The following is a 15,712-nucleotide window of genomic DNA, read 5'->3' as shown; positions in this document are numbered from 1 at the left end:
GGATCCACGGTCCGCGAGCGAGCCGTTTTTGCTGTTTTGTTCACAGATAACGGATCTACGGTCCGCGAGCCCCCTTCACCCGCGCTTACAGATGTCCACAATTAATCGACAGCCCTCCCACGGCCCACTTACAGCCCTCTTCGCGAACCTATCCATAAGAAGCTCAGCGGACATCTCCCCTCAGCTAGCTTTCTCTGTCCGTCTGCTGTCCGGGCTGCAGCTCCCGCTCCACAACCTGCTTCAGCTTTAAAATGAGATGATGTAAGGTCTCTACTTCATCCAGCTCAAGCTGAGTATAGAAACGTTCGATAATGGTCTGCTCGATCCACTCTTCCTTCTTGACATGCTCAATTCCGCGCTCGTCAAGCAATACTAGTATTTCTCGGCGATTATGCACATTGATTTCGCGCTTGACATACTTCATCTTCTCAAGCTTGCTGATAATTTGACTGACTGCGCTTGAAGTGACGCTCATATGCTCGGCAATTTCACTTACGGTAAGCTTCGTATGCTTATGCACCAAATCGAGCAATATCGTCTGCTTGGACGTAATCTCATTGTCCAACACATGCGCATAAGCTTGAAACAGCATCACATTTATTGCATAATCGGCTTCATTCATTTCTTTAACGAGGCGAACCAGCTCACTATTGTCAGCCTTCACAAAAACATTCACAACCTTTATAGTTAAGTTACCTTAACAATGATATCACGCGTATATCCGGAAAGCAACCGGCGCGCAGGGATGCACAAAGGCGTACCTTCACTAATCCCTCTGTGAAGATACGCCACACATGATGTCCACAGGAACGCGCATTATCTGTCGCTACTCCACCCAAACTGTTTTTTCAGCTGCCTGAATGCGGCGGGGAACAGGCGGCGCCATGTCGGGCCGGCCGATGTAGATAAAGCCAAGCATCTTATCCTGCGGGCGTAAATCGAACGCCTCGTTCATTAGCGGGTCGTAGCAAGGTGCGCCAGTGCGCCATATTGCGCCCAAACCAAGAGCATGTGCCGCGAGCAGCATATTTTGTGCAGCTGCGCTAACTGCGCAGATCTCCTCAATTTCAAACAGATCGGAGCGCCCGCTCGGCACAGCGGCGACGGCAATCACTACCAGCGCGCGAAAAGCTTTCTTTCTGGCATTTTCCGCCGCCTTCGCTGCTTCTTCCCCTTCGGGGTCGACTGCCTGCGCGCGGGCAATTTGCGCATACGCCTCGCCTAATTTATCGCGACCTTCACCTGTCATTACAGTAAAATGCCAAGGCTCTGTCATGCGATGATTCGGCGCCCATACAGCAGCGTCCAATATTTGCTCGATCATTTCTTTTGCTATCGGCTCTCCGCTTACTTTGCCAATCGATCTTCTTGTACGAATCGCTTCGAATAATTCCATTGTCGCTCTCCTGTCCGCAGCTCCCATTCTATATGTCTTGTGCAAGCCATATTGCTGCCTCTCTATCGTAACATAACAAGGCAGCATTCGGGAGCTACAACGGAAGTTCGCGGTACCGCTTCATCAAACCATGTTTATTCTTTCACGCTGCCAAGCACAATACCTTTCATAAAAAAGCGCTGTAAAAACGGATAAACCAGCAAAATCGGCAGCGCCCCCAAAAAAATCTGCGCCGCCTTTGCCGTGCGGTCGTTAACTTCAGCCAGCGATTTCATATCGGTAGACGACATGAGACTAATATCCCGATTGATGACAACAGTCTGCAGGTAGCTTTGCAGCGGGTATTTTTCCGGGGCATTCATAAAAATAAGGCCGTCAAACCAGGCGTTCCAATGTCCGACGGTCGCGAACAGCGTTAAGGTCGCCAGCGCGGGAGCCGACAGCGGCACGATAATTCGCCACAAAGTTGTAAAATGGCCCGCTCCATCCATAAAGGCTGCCTCCTCCAGCTCCTTCGGCAGTGCGCGGAAAAAGTTGAGCAGCAGTACAACATTAAATACCGGAACGGCGCCGGGCAGCACAAGCGCCCAAATCGTATCCATCACACCGGTATATTTGACCGTCATATAAAGCGGAATGAGCCCCCCTTGAAACAAAATCGTAATGACAAAAATCCATACGTAGAGCGTCCGGTACGGAAATTTGTGCACTTCCTTGGAGAGCGGATAGGCGACCAGAATGGTTAGCACCATATTAATGGCAAGGCCGATCCCTACCCGCTGCAAGGTGACGCCAAGCGATGCAAGAAAAGCCGGCTTGGCAGTAACAAATTGATAGGAGCTTAGCGTAAACTCTACCGGCCATAATTTGACTAGGCCGCCTGTAGCGGCAGCACTCGAGCTGAACGATATGGCTAGTACATGAATAAGTGGCATAAGGCACAGCAGCGACAATAACGTTAAAATCGTATAATTCAGACTGACGAATACTTTTCTTCCGATTGTGAGCCGCTCGACCATACTTCATTCCCTCCTCGCCTGACAGTTAAAAAATACGGTAATTGGCAAAGCGGTAGGCCAAGTAATAGGAGACAGAAATGAACGTGAAGGAGACGACCGACTTGAACAAGCCGACTGCCGTCGCGACGCCGTACTGCGCATCGACCAAGCCGATCCGGTAGACAAAGGTATCAATAATATCGCCCGATTCATACACCTGCGGGCTGTATAGATTGAACACCTGATCGAAGCCGGCATTCAGCACATTCCCCATTGCGAGCGTCATCGTCAGCACGATAATCGGCAGCATGCCAGGCAATGTAATATGAAAGGTCTGTCTCCAGCGCCCCGCCCCGTCCATAATGGCTGCTTCATACAACGCCGGACTAATGCCGGTAAGCGCCGCCAAATAGACGATTGTATTAAACCCGAATTCCTTCCACACATCCGATATAACCAGCACCGGCCGAAACCAGGAATTGTCGCCAAGGAAATAAATCGGTTCGATGCCAAACAGCCCCAAAAACTGATTGACGATTCCGCTTGAAGGCGACAAGACATCGATTAAAATTCCGCCGAGTATAATCCAGGATAAAAAATGCGGCAAATAAATCAGCGTTTGAAAGCTGCGCTTAAACAGATCTTTACGCACTTCGTTGAGCAGCAGCGAGACGACGACCGGCACAATAAAGCCTGCAATAATTTTTAACAGCGCAATTATGACCGTATTTTTTAAAATCCGCATCGCGTCCGGCATATCGAGCACATAACGGAAATTGTCCCAGCCCGACCACGGCGAATGAAAAATGCCTTTAGCCGGCATAAATTTCTGAAAAGCGATCACAATGCCCAGCATTGGACCGTAGCTGTACACCAACACAAAAATTAGGCCCGGCAGCAGCATCAGGTGCAGCGGCCAATAAGGGGATTTCAATCTTCGCAACATGTTGCCGCCTCCTCTACGTTTGTGAAAGGCAGCGGAGGAAGACATGCCTTCCTCCGGCAGCCATTCATTCGCCGGCAGCGTTACTGCCGCTCGGCGTACCAAGCGTTTACTTCCTCTGTAATCGCATCACCGCCAAGCTTGCCCCAATCGCTGACAAATTTATCAAAGGTATCAAGCGGAGCGCCCATAATAATTTTGGAGAATACTTCAAGCTCCATCTTTTTCAATGTAGAATCTTTCTCGACCATCGTTGGCGTCGGTGCGCCATAAAATTCATTGGCCAGCAGCATATCATTGGACACATATTGATTGATTGTCTTGAAGGAGCCGTCCTTGCCAAAAATGCGTTCATAGCCCCAGCCGAGCTCAGAGCCTTCCTTCCCTTGTAAAAACTCATTAATTTGTTTGTAATTATCCTGTTCCTCCGGATTAAGCTTCGAGAAATCGCCAGTCTCCATTGCTTCTGTAATATGGAGATGAATATCGAGATTTTTGCGGGATGGCCATGCCTGGAAAGGAATATATTTATGCCGCTCAAAGCCGTCCTTGGTAAAGTGCTCGGCATAGTTTTCAGCGGTTGTCGATTTCCCCCAGCCCGTTTCGATAAATAAATTGATGATTTTCATTACGGCTTCCGGATTTTTTGTATCCTTGAGCACGGCATAATATGTGCCCACAGCCAAATTCGTTCGCGGCTGGGCAGGCTGACCATCGACTGAAACAAGCGGATAGGACTGCCACTGCGCATTTTTATCGTTGCGCTTATTGTCTACGAGAGGCCATAACGGATTGGACATACTGCCGAAATGCATGCCTACGCGGCCGGATGCGGCAAATTCAGCGGCCTTGCCGCCGTCCTTAACGCCAAATTCGCGATCGATTTGCCCCTTTTTATATAAGTCCTGCAGCTTGGCCAGCGCTGTTTTAATTTCCGGCTGGATGCTGCCGTAGACCAGCTTGCCGGAGTTGTCCTTGATCCACTGCTGCGGATAGCCATGATAGCCGATCATAAAACCGTCAATTCCGGCATAGCCGCCATACAAATCTTTATTGAGCGACAGGCCGATCGTATCCGCTTGACCGTTGCCGTCCGGATCCTTTGTCGTGAACGCTTCAGAGATGGCAAACACGTCATCCATCGTTTTCGGCTCAGGGAGATTCAGCTTTTGCAGCCAGTCGCTGCGTACCCAGATCATACCCGCTCCATCCATAGAGGAGCCGGTATTGGGAATCGCCATCAGCTTCCCGTCAAAGGTGGCCGAAGCCAGCGCATTGGGGCCATCCTGATTCATAATTTCCTTCGTGAATGGCGCTGCATATTTTTCGTATATCTCCGTCATGTCCATCAGCATATCGGCTTCAACAAGCTGCTGCAGCTGCCTGGCATTGACCGGAATAAAGTCAGGCAAGTCGCCGGAGGCGATCGATACATTCATTTTTTGCTCACCCTGTCCGCCAGGCCCGTCTCCGCTTACAACCCATTTGTTTTTTACCGTAATGCCCAGCTTATCCTTAAGCGTGCGCGTCCATGCGTTATTGTCGATCGACTCGCCCTCGGCAAAGCGGTACGTATCGTTAATAATCCGCACGGTCGTAATTTCAATCGGAGGATCGTATTTGCCAAGAGGATCAATCTCACCGCCGGCTGTTTCTTTTTCGCCTGCGCCGGTATTGACAGGAGCATTCTTCTCATTGCCGTTGCCGTTGTCTGCAGGAGCCGGTTTGTCTCCCCCACTAGAGCAAGCGCTTACAATTAACATTAGTGAAGCTATCGCTGCTGCGACCCGCTTTTTAGTGCTTAATTGTCTCATCCTGATTCCTCCTCTTTTTTCTAACTTGCTACTGTATTTTCAGTATAGGGAGAACAATGCTGCAGCTAAATGGAACAAATTATAGATTCCTTCTCTTTTGTTTAGACATTTGCTTTTTCCCGGTACTCCTGCGGCCCTACCCCCAGATGCTTGCGGAAAAAGCGGGTAAAGTAGCCGGCATTGTCAAAGCCGATTTCCGCAGCAACTTCATGGATTTTCAGCGGGGAGCTTTGCAGCAGCCTGGTCGCTTTTTCCAGCCGGAAGCGCGTAATATAATCCGAGATATTTTCTCCGGTCATCTGTTTGTACAAGACGGACAAGTATGCCGGATTCAAATAGACGACCTCCGCGAGCGCTGTCAACGACACATCGCCGTGAATATGGTCGCGAATATGGCTGTTGATCTTCTCGACGATCCGGTCTGTCCGCTCCTCCTGCAGGCTTTGCTTGAAGCCGGCCAGCCGTTCTGCCGCATCCTGCAAATAGAGTACAGCCTGCTGGCGCGCTGCGTGCGCCTGTATATTCATCAGCTGCTCCAGCTTGATCGTTTTTTCCAATTGCTTGATCCAGTCCATACGGTTCATTATGCCAATCAACTGGTTGGCGACTGTGTAATAGGCCTCCAGGTAATGGGAGTATTCCGTAATTCCTTTGAACCACGAGGCAATAACCGCTCTTGCTTCCTCAGGGCGACCTCCTTCAAGCGCAGCATCCAGCCTTTCCCGCAATATGCCGCTGTTCATGCCATGCGCGGTTGCCGGCTCCTCTTCCCGCTTTGCCAGCAGCAGCATGCTCTCGCCCGTTCCGATGCCCAGCACAAGCTGCTGCCGCAGCAGCAAATAGCGCTCCACCAGCTGCTCCCATGCCACAAAATGATGGCTGCAGATGAAGGATACGGGCAGCTTCAGCAGTTGGGCGCAAGATTCCTGAATTGTCTCCAGCGTCCCTTTAACAAAACGCAGCGCCGCCCGCTCAAGCTCATCCGTGACGGCTTGGTTGTCTGCATTGCGCACCGGTTGAATGAGCAGCATAAAATAGCTGTCTTCAAGCAATACAGACTGCAAGCGCACATCGGCCAGCCATTCTGCTGTAATGTTTTCAATCGCATACAGCAGCAGTTGGCGGTCCGTTCCTTCTTTACCCTCCGGCCAGCGGTCGATCCGCATCAGCACCGTCAGTAAAGGCTCAGTTACGACAAGCGAAGATTCCAGCTCATCAAGACGATGCTGGGAAAGGCCCGCATATTCCCCGCCGTACAACAGCAAGCGCTGATACCAGCTATGACGCAAATCGGGAACCGCCTGTCGTATTCTCGCCCGCGCCTGCTGCAAAAACTGATCATTGTGCAGCTCCACCTCCAGCGCTGCCTGCGCCGAGCGAATACGCTGAATGATCGGCTCATCGCCTTCCGTTTTCAAGATATAGTCGATGCTGCCATCCCGAAGCGCCTGTCTGACATAGTGGGCATCGTTCATTCCCGTCAAAAATACAACTTTACAGCGGGGCCATCTTGCACGAATTTCCCGCAGAAGCTGCAGCCCATCCATTCCCGGCATCCGGATATCGCTTAAAACGAGATCGATTTTGACCCTGTTCAGCCACTCGATCGCTTCCAAAGCGGAGTAAGCCCGATACAAATCGAGATCTTCCAGTCCGCTTTCCTGCAGCATCTCGTGCAAGCCATCCACGGTATATGGCTCATCATCCACGATTAAAAGCCGGTACATGCTGATCCTCCTCCTGTATAGAACGTAATCTAACTTCGACACGCAACCCGCCCCGATCGCCGCTCTTCAGCGTCAAGCCGCAGCCTGTCCCGTATTTCATCTGCAAACGCCGGTGCACATTGCGCATCCCCGTGCTTTCCGACAATTGCTCGGCATTTTTCAAATGCAGCCGCAGCTGCTGCAATCGCGCTTCATTCATCTCGGTCCCGTTATCCTCGACAGCAATGACAAATCGTTCCCCTTCGCGGGCAAATTGAACGGTAATGCGTCCGTCCGCCATCGTATTTTCCAGCCCATGGTCATAGGCGTTTTCAAGCAGCGGCTGCAAAATCAGGCGCGGGACGGTCAAGTCATGAAACTCGGCCGGCAGATCCTCAAACCGGCATTGAATGCGCTTGCCAAAACGAAACGATTGAATATCCGCGTAGGTTTGGGCGTATTTCACCTCAATCTGCAAAGTCGTTTCCTCCATCCCGTCGCGCGTAATGAATTGAAAATATTCGCCCAAATATTTCGTAAAGCGTACAATGTTGTCGTTGTCCTGCAAAGTGGCCATCCGATGCAAAATAAAAAAGCTATTATACAAAAAATGAGGGTTGATCTGAGATTGCAGCTGCCGCAGCTCGGCCAGCCGCAGCCGGTACTTATGCTCGTACACTTCATGCACAAGCACATTCAGCTCCTTCACCATCATATTAAAGCGGTTGAATAAAAAGCCGAACTCATCTTTAAACTGGTAATGCACGACCGTATTCAAATTTCCCTGCTCAACTTTGTTAAAGGAGCGGAGCAATGTCCGCAGCGGCCGCTGAATAATGCGGTAAATGCTGAAAGAAAAGAACACGACAATAACGATTGCCAGCAGCGTCAATAACAGCATCCAGATCCGGTACCGCTCAAGCGAACCGAAAATATAACGCTTGGGCATAAAGATCGACAGCGTGGCATCAAGTTTGCCGGATGATTTCGCGATTGCCAAATATTGCTCTCTGTCCGCTTCGGAAGGGACCATGCCATCATCGCTTGAAATGCTCCAATGCTTGTGGTTGTCATTCCACACCGCGCTCTCGCCATTATTTGTAAATTGGCGCAGAACATTGCGCAATTCGGCCTTCGATATCTCCACTGTTAATAAAAAAATCGGTTTCTTCTTGCCCGTGGCCGGCGGATCGGGATACGGCATACTGATAAAAATCCGGTCCTCCCATACCAAATAAGGGGATTCGAACCGGTTCGTCGGTACCGACAACGCCTCATATTGGGCCACGTTGAAGGCCGTGATCGCATTATCGCGAGATGAAATGCTGCGGTTCAGCAGCGGAATAAACGCGGTGACATTTTCGACAAAGCTGTTCGAGTTCATAACCAAATCCAGCTTGCTCTTGAGCGCCAGCACCTTGTCTGTACGCTCAATATCGCTCATCACCCCGGCAGCCGTGCTCAGCTTCATTAAATCATCGTCATTGACATAGGCCTCAATCTGTTTAATGACACGCTGAAATTCCGATTCAATCAAATTGACATACAGCTCGACCTTGGCATTCATCGAGCTTACAATTTCATTCCGCACCGAGCGCTGACCGGATTCATTCATATACATATTCAGCGCATACATCGGTGCCAGCAAAGCCAGAAACGTCAACACAATTTTGATAAAGATTGAATTACGCGGCGATTCCGTAACAATTCTCAGATCGAACACCCCTTTCCATAGCGAATGAGAGGATATTCTATGCCGCTTTATTTGTTCCTGCATAAGCGATTTATTATAAATATCCATTGATTATGTTGAATAAAATGCTAGAATAATAATTACCTCTATGCTTTTTATAGAGTGGAACCCTCAGAAGATGGCGCCAAGAAGAAGCTGCCCTTTTTTCTTGCCGCCATTTTCATCCTGTAATTCCCCGATCTGTCGCCCGGGATTGCATCCACTTTCCCTGCAAAGAGGACAGCCGTTCTAAAACATGTTATGATAGCGTAATACAGGTAAAGCGAACAGAGGTGTTGACTTTGATGGAGGAGAGCTCCCTTTCCACGCGTGAACATATTATTCATATGCTCAAGACTAACGGGGAACTGAGCGCCAAAACGATCGCAGAACAGCTGGGGATTACCGGGATGGCTGTTCGCAGACATATAGATGCACTCGAACGGGATGGATACATCGATTCCCGAACGCTGCGCCAAGCGATGGGACGGCCTACGGCAATGTACCGCCTTACGCCGCAAGCCGACAAATTTTTCCCCAAAAAATATCAAACGCTTGCCCTCGACTTACTCGGCGAATTAGGCCGGGAATCCGGAGATGAGATGATCAACCTGCTATTTCAACGCCGGCAGGAAGGGCTTTTTAATAAATACACTGCTGCGATGCATAATAAAGATCTAGCCGATCGAGTGTCTCAGTTAGCCCGGATTCAAAACGAAAACGGCTATATGGTTCACTACGAGCAGGAAGGGCCGGATGAATTTGTGCTGCAGGAGTACAACTGCCCTATCTCCGATGTAGCGAATGAATACGGACAGGCCTGCCAATGCGAGCTGAATCTATTCCGCTCCTTGCTCGGCGCTGATGTAACGCGGACGGAGTGCTTGGCCAAAGGCGGCCAAAAATGCGTCTATCGCATAAAAAGGGCAAAAGAAAAAAAACAATGATGACTAATTTCAAATAAAGGTTGGAGAAATAAAATGAACGAAAATCACCCATATCGCATTTTACTGTACTACAAATATGTTCATATCGATCAATACGAGCAATTCGCTGCCGAGCATTTGGCTTATTGCAAGGAGCTTGGCGTCAAGGGCCGCATATTAGTTGCCGAGGAAGGCATTAACGGAACATTGTCCGGCACGGTCGAACAGACTGACGCTTATATGGCCCATATGCACAGTAATCCGCTATTCGCCGACATGGTATTCAAGATTGACGAAGCGGATGAGCACGCCTTCAAAAAAATCTTCGTCCGCCCCAAAAAAGAGCTTGTAACGCTGCGTCACGACCGGCCTCTTGATCCGAATAAAGTGAGCGGCAAACGGCTCGCGCCAAAGGAATTTTACGATAAGCTGCAGCGCGAGGATGTCGTTATTCTTGACGGACGCAATGATTATGAATACGATCTTGGTCATTTTCGCAACGCGATTCGTCCGTCGGTCGAATCATTTCGCGAATTTCCGGAATGGGTTCGCGCGAACCTGAAGGATGCGAAGGACAAGCCGATCCTCACCTATTGTACAGGCGGGATCCGCTGCGAGAAGCTTACAGCTTTTCTAATTGAAGAGGGCTTCCAGGACGTCTCTCAATTGGAAGGCGGCATTGTCACATACGGCAAGGATCCCGAGGTGCAGGGACGCCTGTTCGATGGCAAGTGCTATGTGTTCGACGAGCGCATCTCCGTGCCGATCAACCATACGGACGAGGATATTGTTGTCGGCCGCTGCTATCACTGCGGGCAGCCTTCCGACCGCTATATCAACTGTGCGGACGATACTTGCCATCGCCAGCATATTTGCTGCGAGGCCTGCGATGAGGTGCATGAGCAGTATTGCTCCCCTGCTTGCAAAGAGCATGATGCGCAGCTCACTGTCGGTTAAGCAGTGTATAAGATAAAACTAAAAAGCAGCAGCCCTGCCGGATTGATCACACAAATCCAGCAGGGCTGCTGTTTCATTTAAGCCAGTTTCGGAAACAGGCCGCCGCGAATAGGTTGGTCTTTTACGAGATTCAAGCCGTCCGTGCATGTATGGCTGGCACCGCTGAATGTTGTGCCATCCGGCATATAGATGATGGCCAGTGCGCGCCGCGGGTTGTCCGTCTGATTCGCATGCGCGTAATGGAAGGTTAGCCCGTCATGGAAGGTGCAGCTGCCCGCTTTCATCCGCACGATTACCGCTTGATTGCGGTCCATTCCGCTCGCGCCCTCGTCGCTAAAAATATCGTGCGGTTCAACCAAATCGACATGCTTCAGATTTTTAATTTTTTGCGATTTTGGCACAAACATCATACAGCCGTTGTTTTCATCTACATCGTCGAGCGCGATCCAGATGGACATGGCTCCGCTCTCATTCATCGGCCAATAAGGCCAATCCTGATGCCAAGGCGTCGGCTTGGAATCCTGCGGCATTTTGAACAAAGCGTGGTCATGAAACAGCCGGATGCCGTCTGCTCCGGTCAACTGTCTGGCCGCATCGGCAAACCGGCGGGACAATACGAATCTCGCCATCCCGCCATGATCGCGCCAAGTATTGACGCGCTGATTCAAAACATTGAAATAAGCATTGCCTTTTTTCGATGTTTGCACCGAATTGCCGCCCTCAACACCCATTACTTCGCCAAGATACTCCCGCAGCTCGGCCAGTTCCTCTGCAGAAATAATATTATCAACCTGCACAAATCCGTTTTCACGATAGTAGTTAATTTGAGATTCCGACAGTGTTAATCTGTTGTCCAGCATTACCGCTTGCACCCCTTCAAGTTCATCTCGCTTACATCTCTACTGTACTGTAAAACCGGCAGCGCTTTCTTGGTTGATTTGCTTTGAAACTAGGTCGATCTTACAGTAATAGATATTCAAGCCTTTTTCCTGCTTGTCTCGTCAATATAACGGGCAGGCTGTTATAGAGAAGCTTAAATAAAGGGGTTTTAATATGAAGTTATTGGAGCTGGTAGAGCAATTATTTGCGCAGTATGGATACTGGGTGCTGCTGCTCGGACTTCCGCTCGATGCAATTGCGCTCCCGATTCCGCCAGGCAATACGACCATTACCTATACCGGCTTTTTATCCTACTCCGGTGTGCTATTTTGGCTGCCAGCGATTGCTGCTGCTATAGCCGGTTCGATAATCGGAATTACTGTCACCTACTTGCTAGGTTACCGTTTGGGCAATCCGTTAATTGAACGCTATGGCAAATGGCTCTTTCTGAAGCCCGAGCATATTGAAAAAACGCGCAAATATTATGATAAGTACGGCAATAAAGTTTTGCTGTTCAGCTATTTTATCCCAGGCTTGCGGCAATTCATCGGCTATTTTGTCGGCATTATCCGCATCCCGTACCGCACCTTTGCACTATACGCCTATTCAGGCGCTGCTATATGGGTTGTCGTATTTTTCTCTATCGGCTTCTTTTTCGGGGACCAATGGCCGCTTATCCAGTCACTGCTGGAACGCTATTTAAAATACATCGTCATTGCCGCCGGCGCGCTAATTATCATCTATATTATCATCAAACGGCGCAGCCGCAGAGCAAAAGCATAAAAAAGCCGGATCACGCTGCAATTCGCGGCGGTCCGGCTGTTCTTTTATTGAAGTCCTGCTGCTGCATACAGCTTGTCATAGCCGGCACGGGAGCGGTCCAGCCGCTCTTCAATCGTCTCCGCAAGCGGCACGGCAGTCAATATTTCCTGCGACACCGCCCCTTTGTAGCCAATCTTGTCCAACGCCTGCAAAAACCCGATCAAATCGATTACGCCCTCGCCAGGATAAATCCGGCCATTATCCAGCACTTCCTCAACCGGAATATCCGGTGCGTCGTTAATATGCACATGCACAATTTGCTCCGGACGCAGCCGCTCAATATCCTGTACGGTGCCATGATTGGTATACCAATGAATCGCATCCAACAATAACCCGACATTGCTTTCACCGATCGCCTCGATCCAATCCAGCGTCTCCTCCATCGACCAAATGAACGGATGCTTCCAAGCTGTCCGCAAATGATGCGGCCCGACAAATTCAAGCCCCAGCCGCACACCATAGGCGCCCAGTATTTGGGCGCATACTCGCAGCCTTCTTGTCGCAATCGCCATAAAATGCGCCGGCTTCTCATCTGTCGAAGGCAATATGTAGGTGCAGCAGCTTGCACAGCCTAACGCCTTGGCAGCAGCAGCCGCTCGCGGCAGCTTCTCCAGCCCTTGCAAAAACTGCTCTTCCGTTCCTCTCCACTCTACCGGCAAGCCGATTGTACCCAGTACGACGCCATGCTTGGCCAGCAGCTGCCTGGCCCCTTCAATGCCATGGGCTTCCACTAATGACAACGCATCCAAATCAACCGCTTGAAAGCGGTAGCGCCCCGCCAGCTCGATCAGTTGCTCATTGCTTACCGCGCCGATTCCGGCCTGTGTTAATCCTTGCAGCATTTGCTGCACTCCCCTTTCCCGCATCATACTCCTTCTTTATCGTAGCCGCTTGAGGATGAAATGAAAAGCTTTTTCTTTCGTTCATAAATATACTGAAAAAGGGGCCATCCTGTCAGTTATCTAGATCAGATAACTGGCAGGACGCCCCCTTCGCATTATACCGTTACATGCTTCATTTGCAGCAGTTCGCCGACCTTCCGGAACAAGGATGCATTATGCCCGATCGACATCGCGCAATGGTGAGTAGGCGCTTCGGCAAACCATGCGCTCATGTAATCGTCCGGATGCTGGGTGAACTTGACCGGCGTCTGCGTATTGCCGATCTTCATAGTCGGCCCGTCGGTCGACTCGCCTTCACTAATAATCAGCTTCAGCTTGCCATCGCCGGTTTGCGTCATGCCGAGGGTAGTTATCGGCCCTGTCTTCACCTTCGCTTCAACAGACACGCCCGATCCTTGCTTTCCGTGATACAACCCCATTCCGCGCAAAATCGGCTTTCCTTCCGAAATGGCGATATGAAACGGGCCGTCATGGCCGAGCAAAATTGTCTTGTCGATGTAATCAACCGTCACAATTTCCGAGTAGCTGCCGCTCGTGCCCACAATATCACAAATCTTCATGGCGACCGCAGTCTTCATATCCCCTTCTCCTGCGCAGGGAATGCCGCGCGCCGTCAGCAAGGAGTGTCCGACAATAAAGCCGCTTTGCAGCTTTTCATATTCGCCTCCGGGAGTGCCGTGATAATAGTAGCACAAGCCGTCCAGATCGTATTCGCGCACGAGTCTCTCCTGAGCTGCCGCTACTCTGCATGCCCATTCCATTTGCTCTGCCGATGGCTTGCGCGCGATCGGATCGCTTGGCGAATCCTCGCTTATTTCAAACATCCGGTAAACCTCTTCAATCTTCGCTTGCACTTCTTCTTCCGTAACTTCTTTCAGCATGCGGTCCAGGTCGCACATTTCGAGCACTTCGATATGCAGCCCGGTCTGTGCCTGGATCATCGTAAAGTCGCTGTACATATCGAGCATGCCGCTGTAGGTGTTGCCCAAAAAGCCGAAACGGCTATGCTGCAGCGTCCGCGGCACAGCCGCCGCCTGCACCCATTCTTTAATTTCCTTCCAGGCGCGGATCGCCTCGGGCCTGTCATCTGTCTTTTCATCTGTAAGTGAAACAGCTGGCGTATAATTCAATCCAAGCAGCCCGTTCACAACGCGGAATGGAATATTGCCGCGATTGAAAGCATTGGAGAACTCCGGAACCGGGCAAGCGCCGCAATGAGCCAGCCACTCGCCTGTCGTAGTTTCGTCATAGTTAATGCGGGCAGCAGGCTGCAAATTGAGTACAATCACTGGCGCTTTGCAAAGCTGATGCACCGGCAGCACGGTTGAACTGACCGCATAAGTCGCCGCATGGCAGAACACCAGATCAACATGGCGCTCGCTTAGCCATTCCCCTGCTCTGCGCCCCTCCATTTCACTATCAACCATTCCGTAATTGTACACCTCTGCCCAGGCAGAAACCCGCTGCTCAATAAACCGGCCATATTCAATCAGACGATCCCGAAGCGTCGGAAACTGTCCCCAATAAGCTTCCAGGCCGACGCTGTACAGACCGATACGCGGCTTTTTTACCGGCTTAACCGCTGCATTCATCGTCATCTTTACCACCTCAACCAGTTATGTAATAATAGAATTATCACTTCTATAGTAAAGGCTTTCATTCGGGAATACATCCAATTATATTGCGGATAAATAACAGTATCTTGTGGAGGAAATGTCAGCGATGAGCAGCTACATGGAACGAGCCGAGCACGCATGGACGGAGGATTCCTTGCGCCTCATTATCACCCCTACCGATTTTGCCAAATCCTCATTATACTACGTGCAGGAAATCGGTCATTTCCACGCCTTTCCGGCCTACTTCACCGAACGCTCCAAGCTTGATTCGTATCTGTTCGTATATACAGTTTCCGGACATGGCAGGCTGACTTATAAAGGCAAAACTTACCCCCTCTCTGCACACCAGCTCTTTTTTATCGATTGCCGCGAATATCAGCATTACGCCGCGCAATCCGGGCAGACATGGGAGCTGCTCTGGGTGCATTTGCATGGTCAAAGCACCGCGGCTTATTATGAACAATTCGCACAACAAGGCGGGCCTGTCCGGACCGTCTCGCCGGATCATCGCTACCAGCGGATCATCCATGAATTGATTGCCCTCCATCGTTACAAACGGCTGCACAATGAGCTGCTGGCTTCCCGCCTGCTGGTCGATCTGTTGACCGAATTATTGCTGACTGAAGAGGCTTCGGAATCGGCCGCCGGATCCATTCCTCCCTATATCGCCGAGCTGCTGCATTTCATCGAACAGCACTGCCATCAAAAATGGTCATTAGAACAGTTCTCAAAGCTCGTAGCTGTCAATAAATATCATCTGGCCAAACAGTTCAAAAAATATACCGGCTTGTCCCCCGGTGAATATATGATTAACGCGCGGATCACCCGCGCCAAGGAGCTGCTCAAATATTCCGGCGTTCCGGTTGCTGAAATCGCTGAACGAATCGGCATTGACAATGTCAGTCATTTCATCAACCTGTTTAAAGCTCGTACCGGGCAGACACCGCTCGCCTTCCGCAGAACTTGGCAGTCCAAATAATATCAGAAGGACAGGCCGCATCTCCCCGCCCGGCAATATGTG

The 15,712-nt window shown here is 50.4% G+C and carries 14 protein-coding genes; 4 read left to right on the top strand and 10 right to left on the bottom strand.

Features of this window, described 5'->3' with window-relative positions:
• Positions 1-184: 184 nt before the first annotated feature.
• From ACFQ0N_RS24205 to ACFQ0N_RS24175, 7 genes are all read right to left on the bottom strand, one after another.
• On the bottom strand, positions 185-664 hold the full coding sequence (locus ACFQ0N_RS24205; RefSeq protein ID WP_379331120.1) for a MarR family winged helix-turn-helix transcriptional regulator: 480 nt from the start codon (positions 662-664) through the stop codon (positions 185-187).
• Positions 665-826: 162 nt separating this feature from the next.
• Positions 827-1,396 (bottom strand): nitroreductase family protein, encoded by a 570-nt coding sequence (locus tag ACFQ0N_RS24200; protein WP_379331118.1) that lies wholly within the window; start codon positions 1,394-1,396, stop codon positions 827-829.
• A 134-nt stretch (positions 1,397-1,530) separates the two neighbouring features.
• Positions 1,531-2,415 (bottom strand): carbohydrate ABC transporter permease, encoded by an 885-nt coding sequence (locus ACFQ0N_RS24195; protein WP_379331116.1) that lies wholly within the window; start codon positions 2,413-2,415, stop codon positions 1,531-1,533.
• Between the two features lie 25 nt (positions 2,416-2,440).
• Complete coding sequence (locus ACFQ0N_RS24190) at positions 2,441-3,340, bottom strand: ABC transporter permease (RefSeq protein ID WP_379331415.1); 900 nt, start codon at positions 3,338-3,340, stop codon at positions 2,441-2,443.
• A gap of 80 nt (positions 3,341-3,420) precedes the next feature.
• Positions 3,421-5,151, bottom strand: a complete 1,731-nt coding sequence (locus tag ACFQ0N_RS24185) for an extracellular solute-binding protein (RefSeq protein ID WP_379331114.1) — start codon at positions 5,149-5,151, stop codon at positions 3,421-3,423.
• Between the two features lie 101 nt (positions 5,152-5,252).
• The gene (locus ACFQ0N_RS24180; protein ID WP_379331112.1) at positions 5,253-6,878 is read right to left on the bottom strand and encodes a response regulator; all 1,626 of its coding nucleotides are present in this window, start codon (positions 6,876-6,878) and stop codon (positions 5,253-5,255) included.
• The gene (locus tag ACFQ0N_RS24175; RefSeq protein ID WP_379331110.1) at positions 6,853-8,580 is read right to left on the bottom strand and encodes a sensor histidine kinase; all 1,728 of its coding nucleotides are present in this window, start codon (positions 8,578-8,580) and stop codon (positions 6,853-6,855) included. The genes ACFQ0N_RS24180 and ACFQ0N_RS24175 overlap by 26 nt, the downstream gene beginning before the upstream one ends.
• 314 nt (positions 8,581-8,894) lie before the next feature.
• On the opposite strand from ACFQ0N_RS24175, the gene ACFQ0N_RS24170 reads away from it, so the two are divergent.
• Positions 8,895-9,536: a helix-turn-helix transcriptional regulator gene (locus ACFQ0N_RS24170; RefSeq protein ID WP_379331108.1), complete on the top strand. Its 642-nt coding sequence runs from the start codon at positions 8,895-8,897 to the stop codon at positions 9,534-9,536.
• Positions 9,537-9,569: 33 nt separating this feature from the next.
• Positions 9,570-10,472, top strand: a complete 903-nt coding sequence (gene trhO / locus ACFQ0N_RS24165) for an oxygen-dependent tRNA uridine(34) hydroxylase TrhO (RefSeq protein WP_379331106.1) — start codon at positions 9,570-9,572, stop codon at positions 10,470-10,472.
• A 77-nt stretch (positions 10,473-10,549) separates the two neighbouring features.
• Here trhO and ACFQ0N_RS24160 read toward each other — a convergent pair whose 3' ends face one another.
• The gene (locus tag ACFQ0N_RS24160) at positions 10,550-11,332 is read right to left on the bottom strand and encodes a phytanoyl-CoA dioxygenase family protein (RefSeq protein ID WP_379331104.1); all 783 of its coding nucleotides are present in this window, start codon (positions 11,330-11,332) and stop codon (positions 10,550-10,552) included.
• Between the two features lie 193 nt (positions 11,333-11,525).
• On the opposite strand from ACFQ0N_RS24160, the gene ACFQ0N_RS24155 reads away from it, so the two are divergent.
• A complete protein-coding gene (locus ACFQ0N_RS24155; protein WP_379331102.1) occupies positions 11,526-12,134 on the top strand; it encodes a DedA family protein in 609 nt (202 codons plus the stop codon).
• 44 nt (positions 12,135-12,178) lie between these two features.
• Here ACFQ0N_RS24155 and ACFQ0N_RS24150 read toward each other — a convergent pair whose 3' ends face one another.
• Together ACFQ0N_RS24150 and ACFQ0N_RS24145 are read right to left on the bottom strand one after the other, a co-directional pair.
• Entirely contained in the window at positions 12,179-13,015 is an 837-nt protein-coding gene (locus tag ACFQ0N_RS24150; protein ID WP_379331100.1) for a sugar phosphate isomerase/epimerase family protein, read from the bottom strand.
• A 155-nt stretch (positions 13,016-13,170) separates the two neighbouring features.
• Entirely contained in the window at positions 13,171-14,673 is a 1,503-nt protein-coding gene (locus ACFQ0N_RS24145; protein WP_379331098.1) for an L-arabinose isomerase family protein, read from the bottom strand.
• 124 nt (positions 14,674-14,797) lie between these two features.
• Between ACFQ0N_RS24145 and ACFQ0N_RS24140 the strand changes: the two genes are divergently transcribed.
• Entirely contained in the window at positions 14,798-15,670 is an 873-nt protein-coding gene (locus ACFQ0N_RS24140) for an AraC family transcriptional regulator (protein ID WP_379331096.1), read from the top strand.
• The last annotated feature ends 42 nt before the right edge of the window (positions 15,671-15,712 follow it).

It is taken from the genome of Paenibacillus sp. GCM10027626 (assembly GCF_042676285.1).
Lineage (GTDB): Bacteria > Bacillota > Bacilli > Paenibacillales > Paenibacillaceae > Paenibacillus_Z.
Note: the sequence above shows the minus strand (reverse complement) of the source record. Positions and strands in the feature narration are given on the sequence as shown.

Bases quoted from the DNA above. Each gene is read 5' to 3' on its own strand.
- ACFQ0N_RS24155 (WP_379331102.1), top strand. From the start codon at position 11,526: ATGAAGTTATTGGAGCTGGTAGAGCAATTATTTGCGCAGTATGGATAC.
- ACFQ0N_RS24170 (WP_379331108.1), top strand. From the start codon at position 8,895: ATGGAGGAGAGCTCCCTTTCCACGCGTGAACATATTATTCATATGCTC.
- ACFQ0N_RS24185 (WP_379331114.1), bottom strand. From the start codon at position 5,151: ATGAGACAATTAAGCACTAAAAAGCGGGTCGCAGCAGCGATAGCTTCA.
- ACFQ0N_RS24145 (WP_379331098.1), bottom strand. From the start codon at position 14,673: ATGACGATGAATGCAGCGGTTAAGCCGGTAAAAAAGCCGCGTATCGGT.
- ACFQ0N_RS24160 (WP_379331104.1), bottom strand. From the start codon at position 11,332: ATGCTGGACAACAGATTAACACTGTCGGAATCTCAAATTAACTACTAT.
- ACFQ0N_RS24195 (WP_379331116.1), bottom strand. From the start codon at position 2,415: ATGGTCGAGCGGCTCACAATCGGAAGAAAAGTATTCGTCAGTCTGAAT.
- trhO (WP_379331106.1), top strand. From the start codon at position 9,570: ATGAACGAAAATCACCCATATCGCATTTTACTGTACTACAAATATGTT.
- ACFQ0N_RS24150 (WP_379331100.1), bottom strand. From the start codon at position 13,015: ATGCTGCAAGGATTAACACAGGCCGGAATCGGCGCGGTAAGCAATGAG.
- ACFQ0N_RS24190 (WP_379331415.1), bottom strand. From the start codon at position 3,340: ATGTTGCGAAGATTGAAATCCCCTTATTGGCCGCTGCACCTGATGCTG.
- ACFQ0N_RS24180 (WP_379331112.1), bottom strand. From the start codon at position 6,878: ATGTACCGGCTTTTAATCGTGGATGATGAGCCATATACCGTGGATGGC.
- ACFQ0N_RS24140 (WP_379331096.1), top strand. From the start codon at position 14,798: ATGAGCAGCTACATGGAACGAGCCGAGCACGCATGGACGGAGGATTCC.
- ACFQ0N_RS24200 (WP_379331118.1), bottom strand. From the start codon at position 1,396: ATGGAATTATTCGAAGCGATTCGTACAAGAAGATCGATTGGCAAAGTA.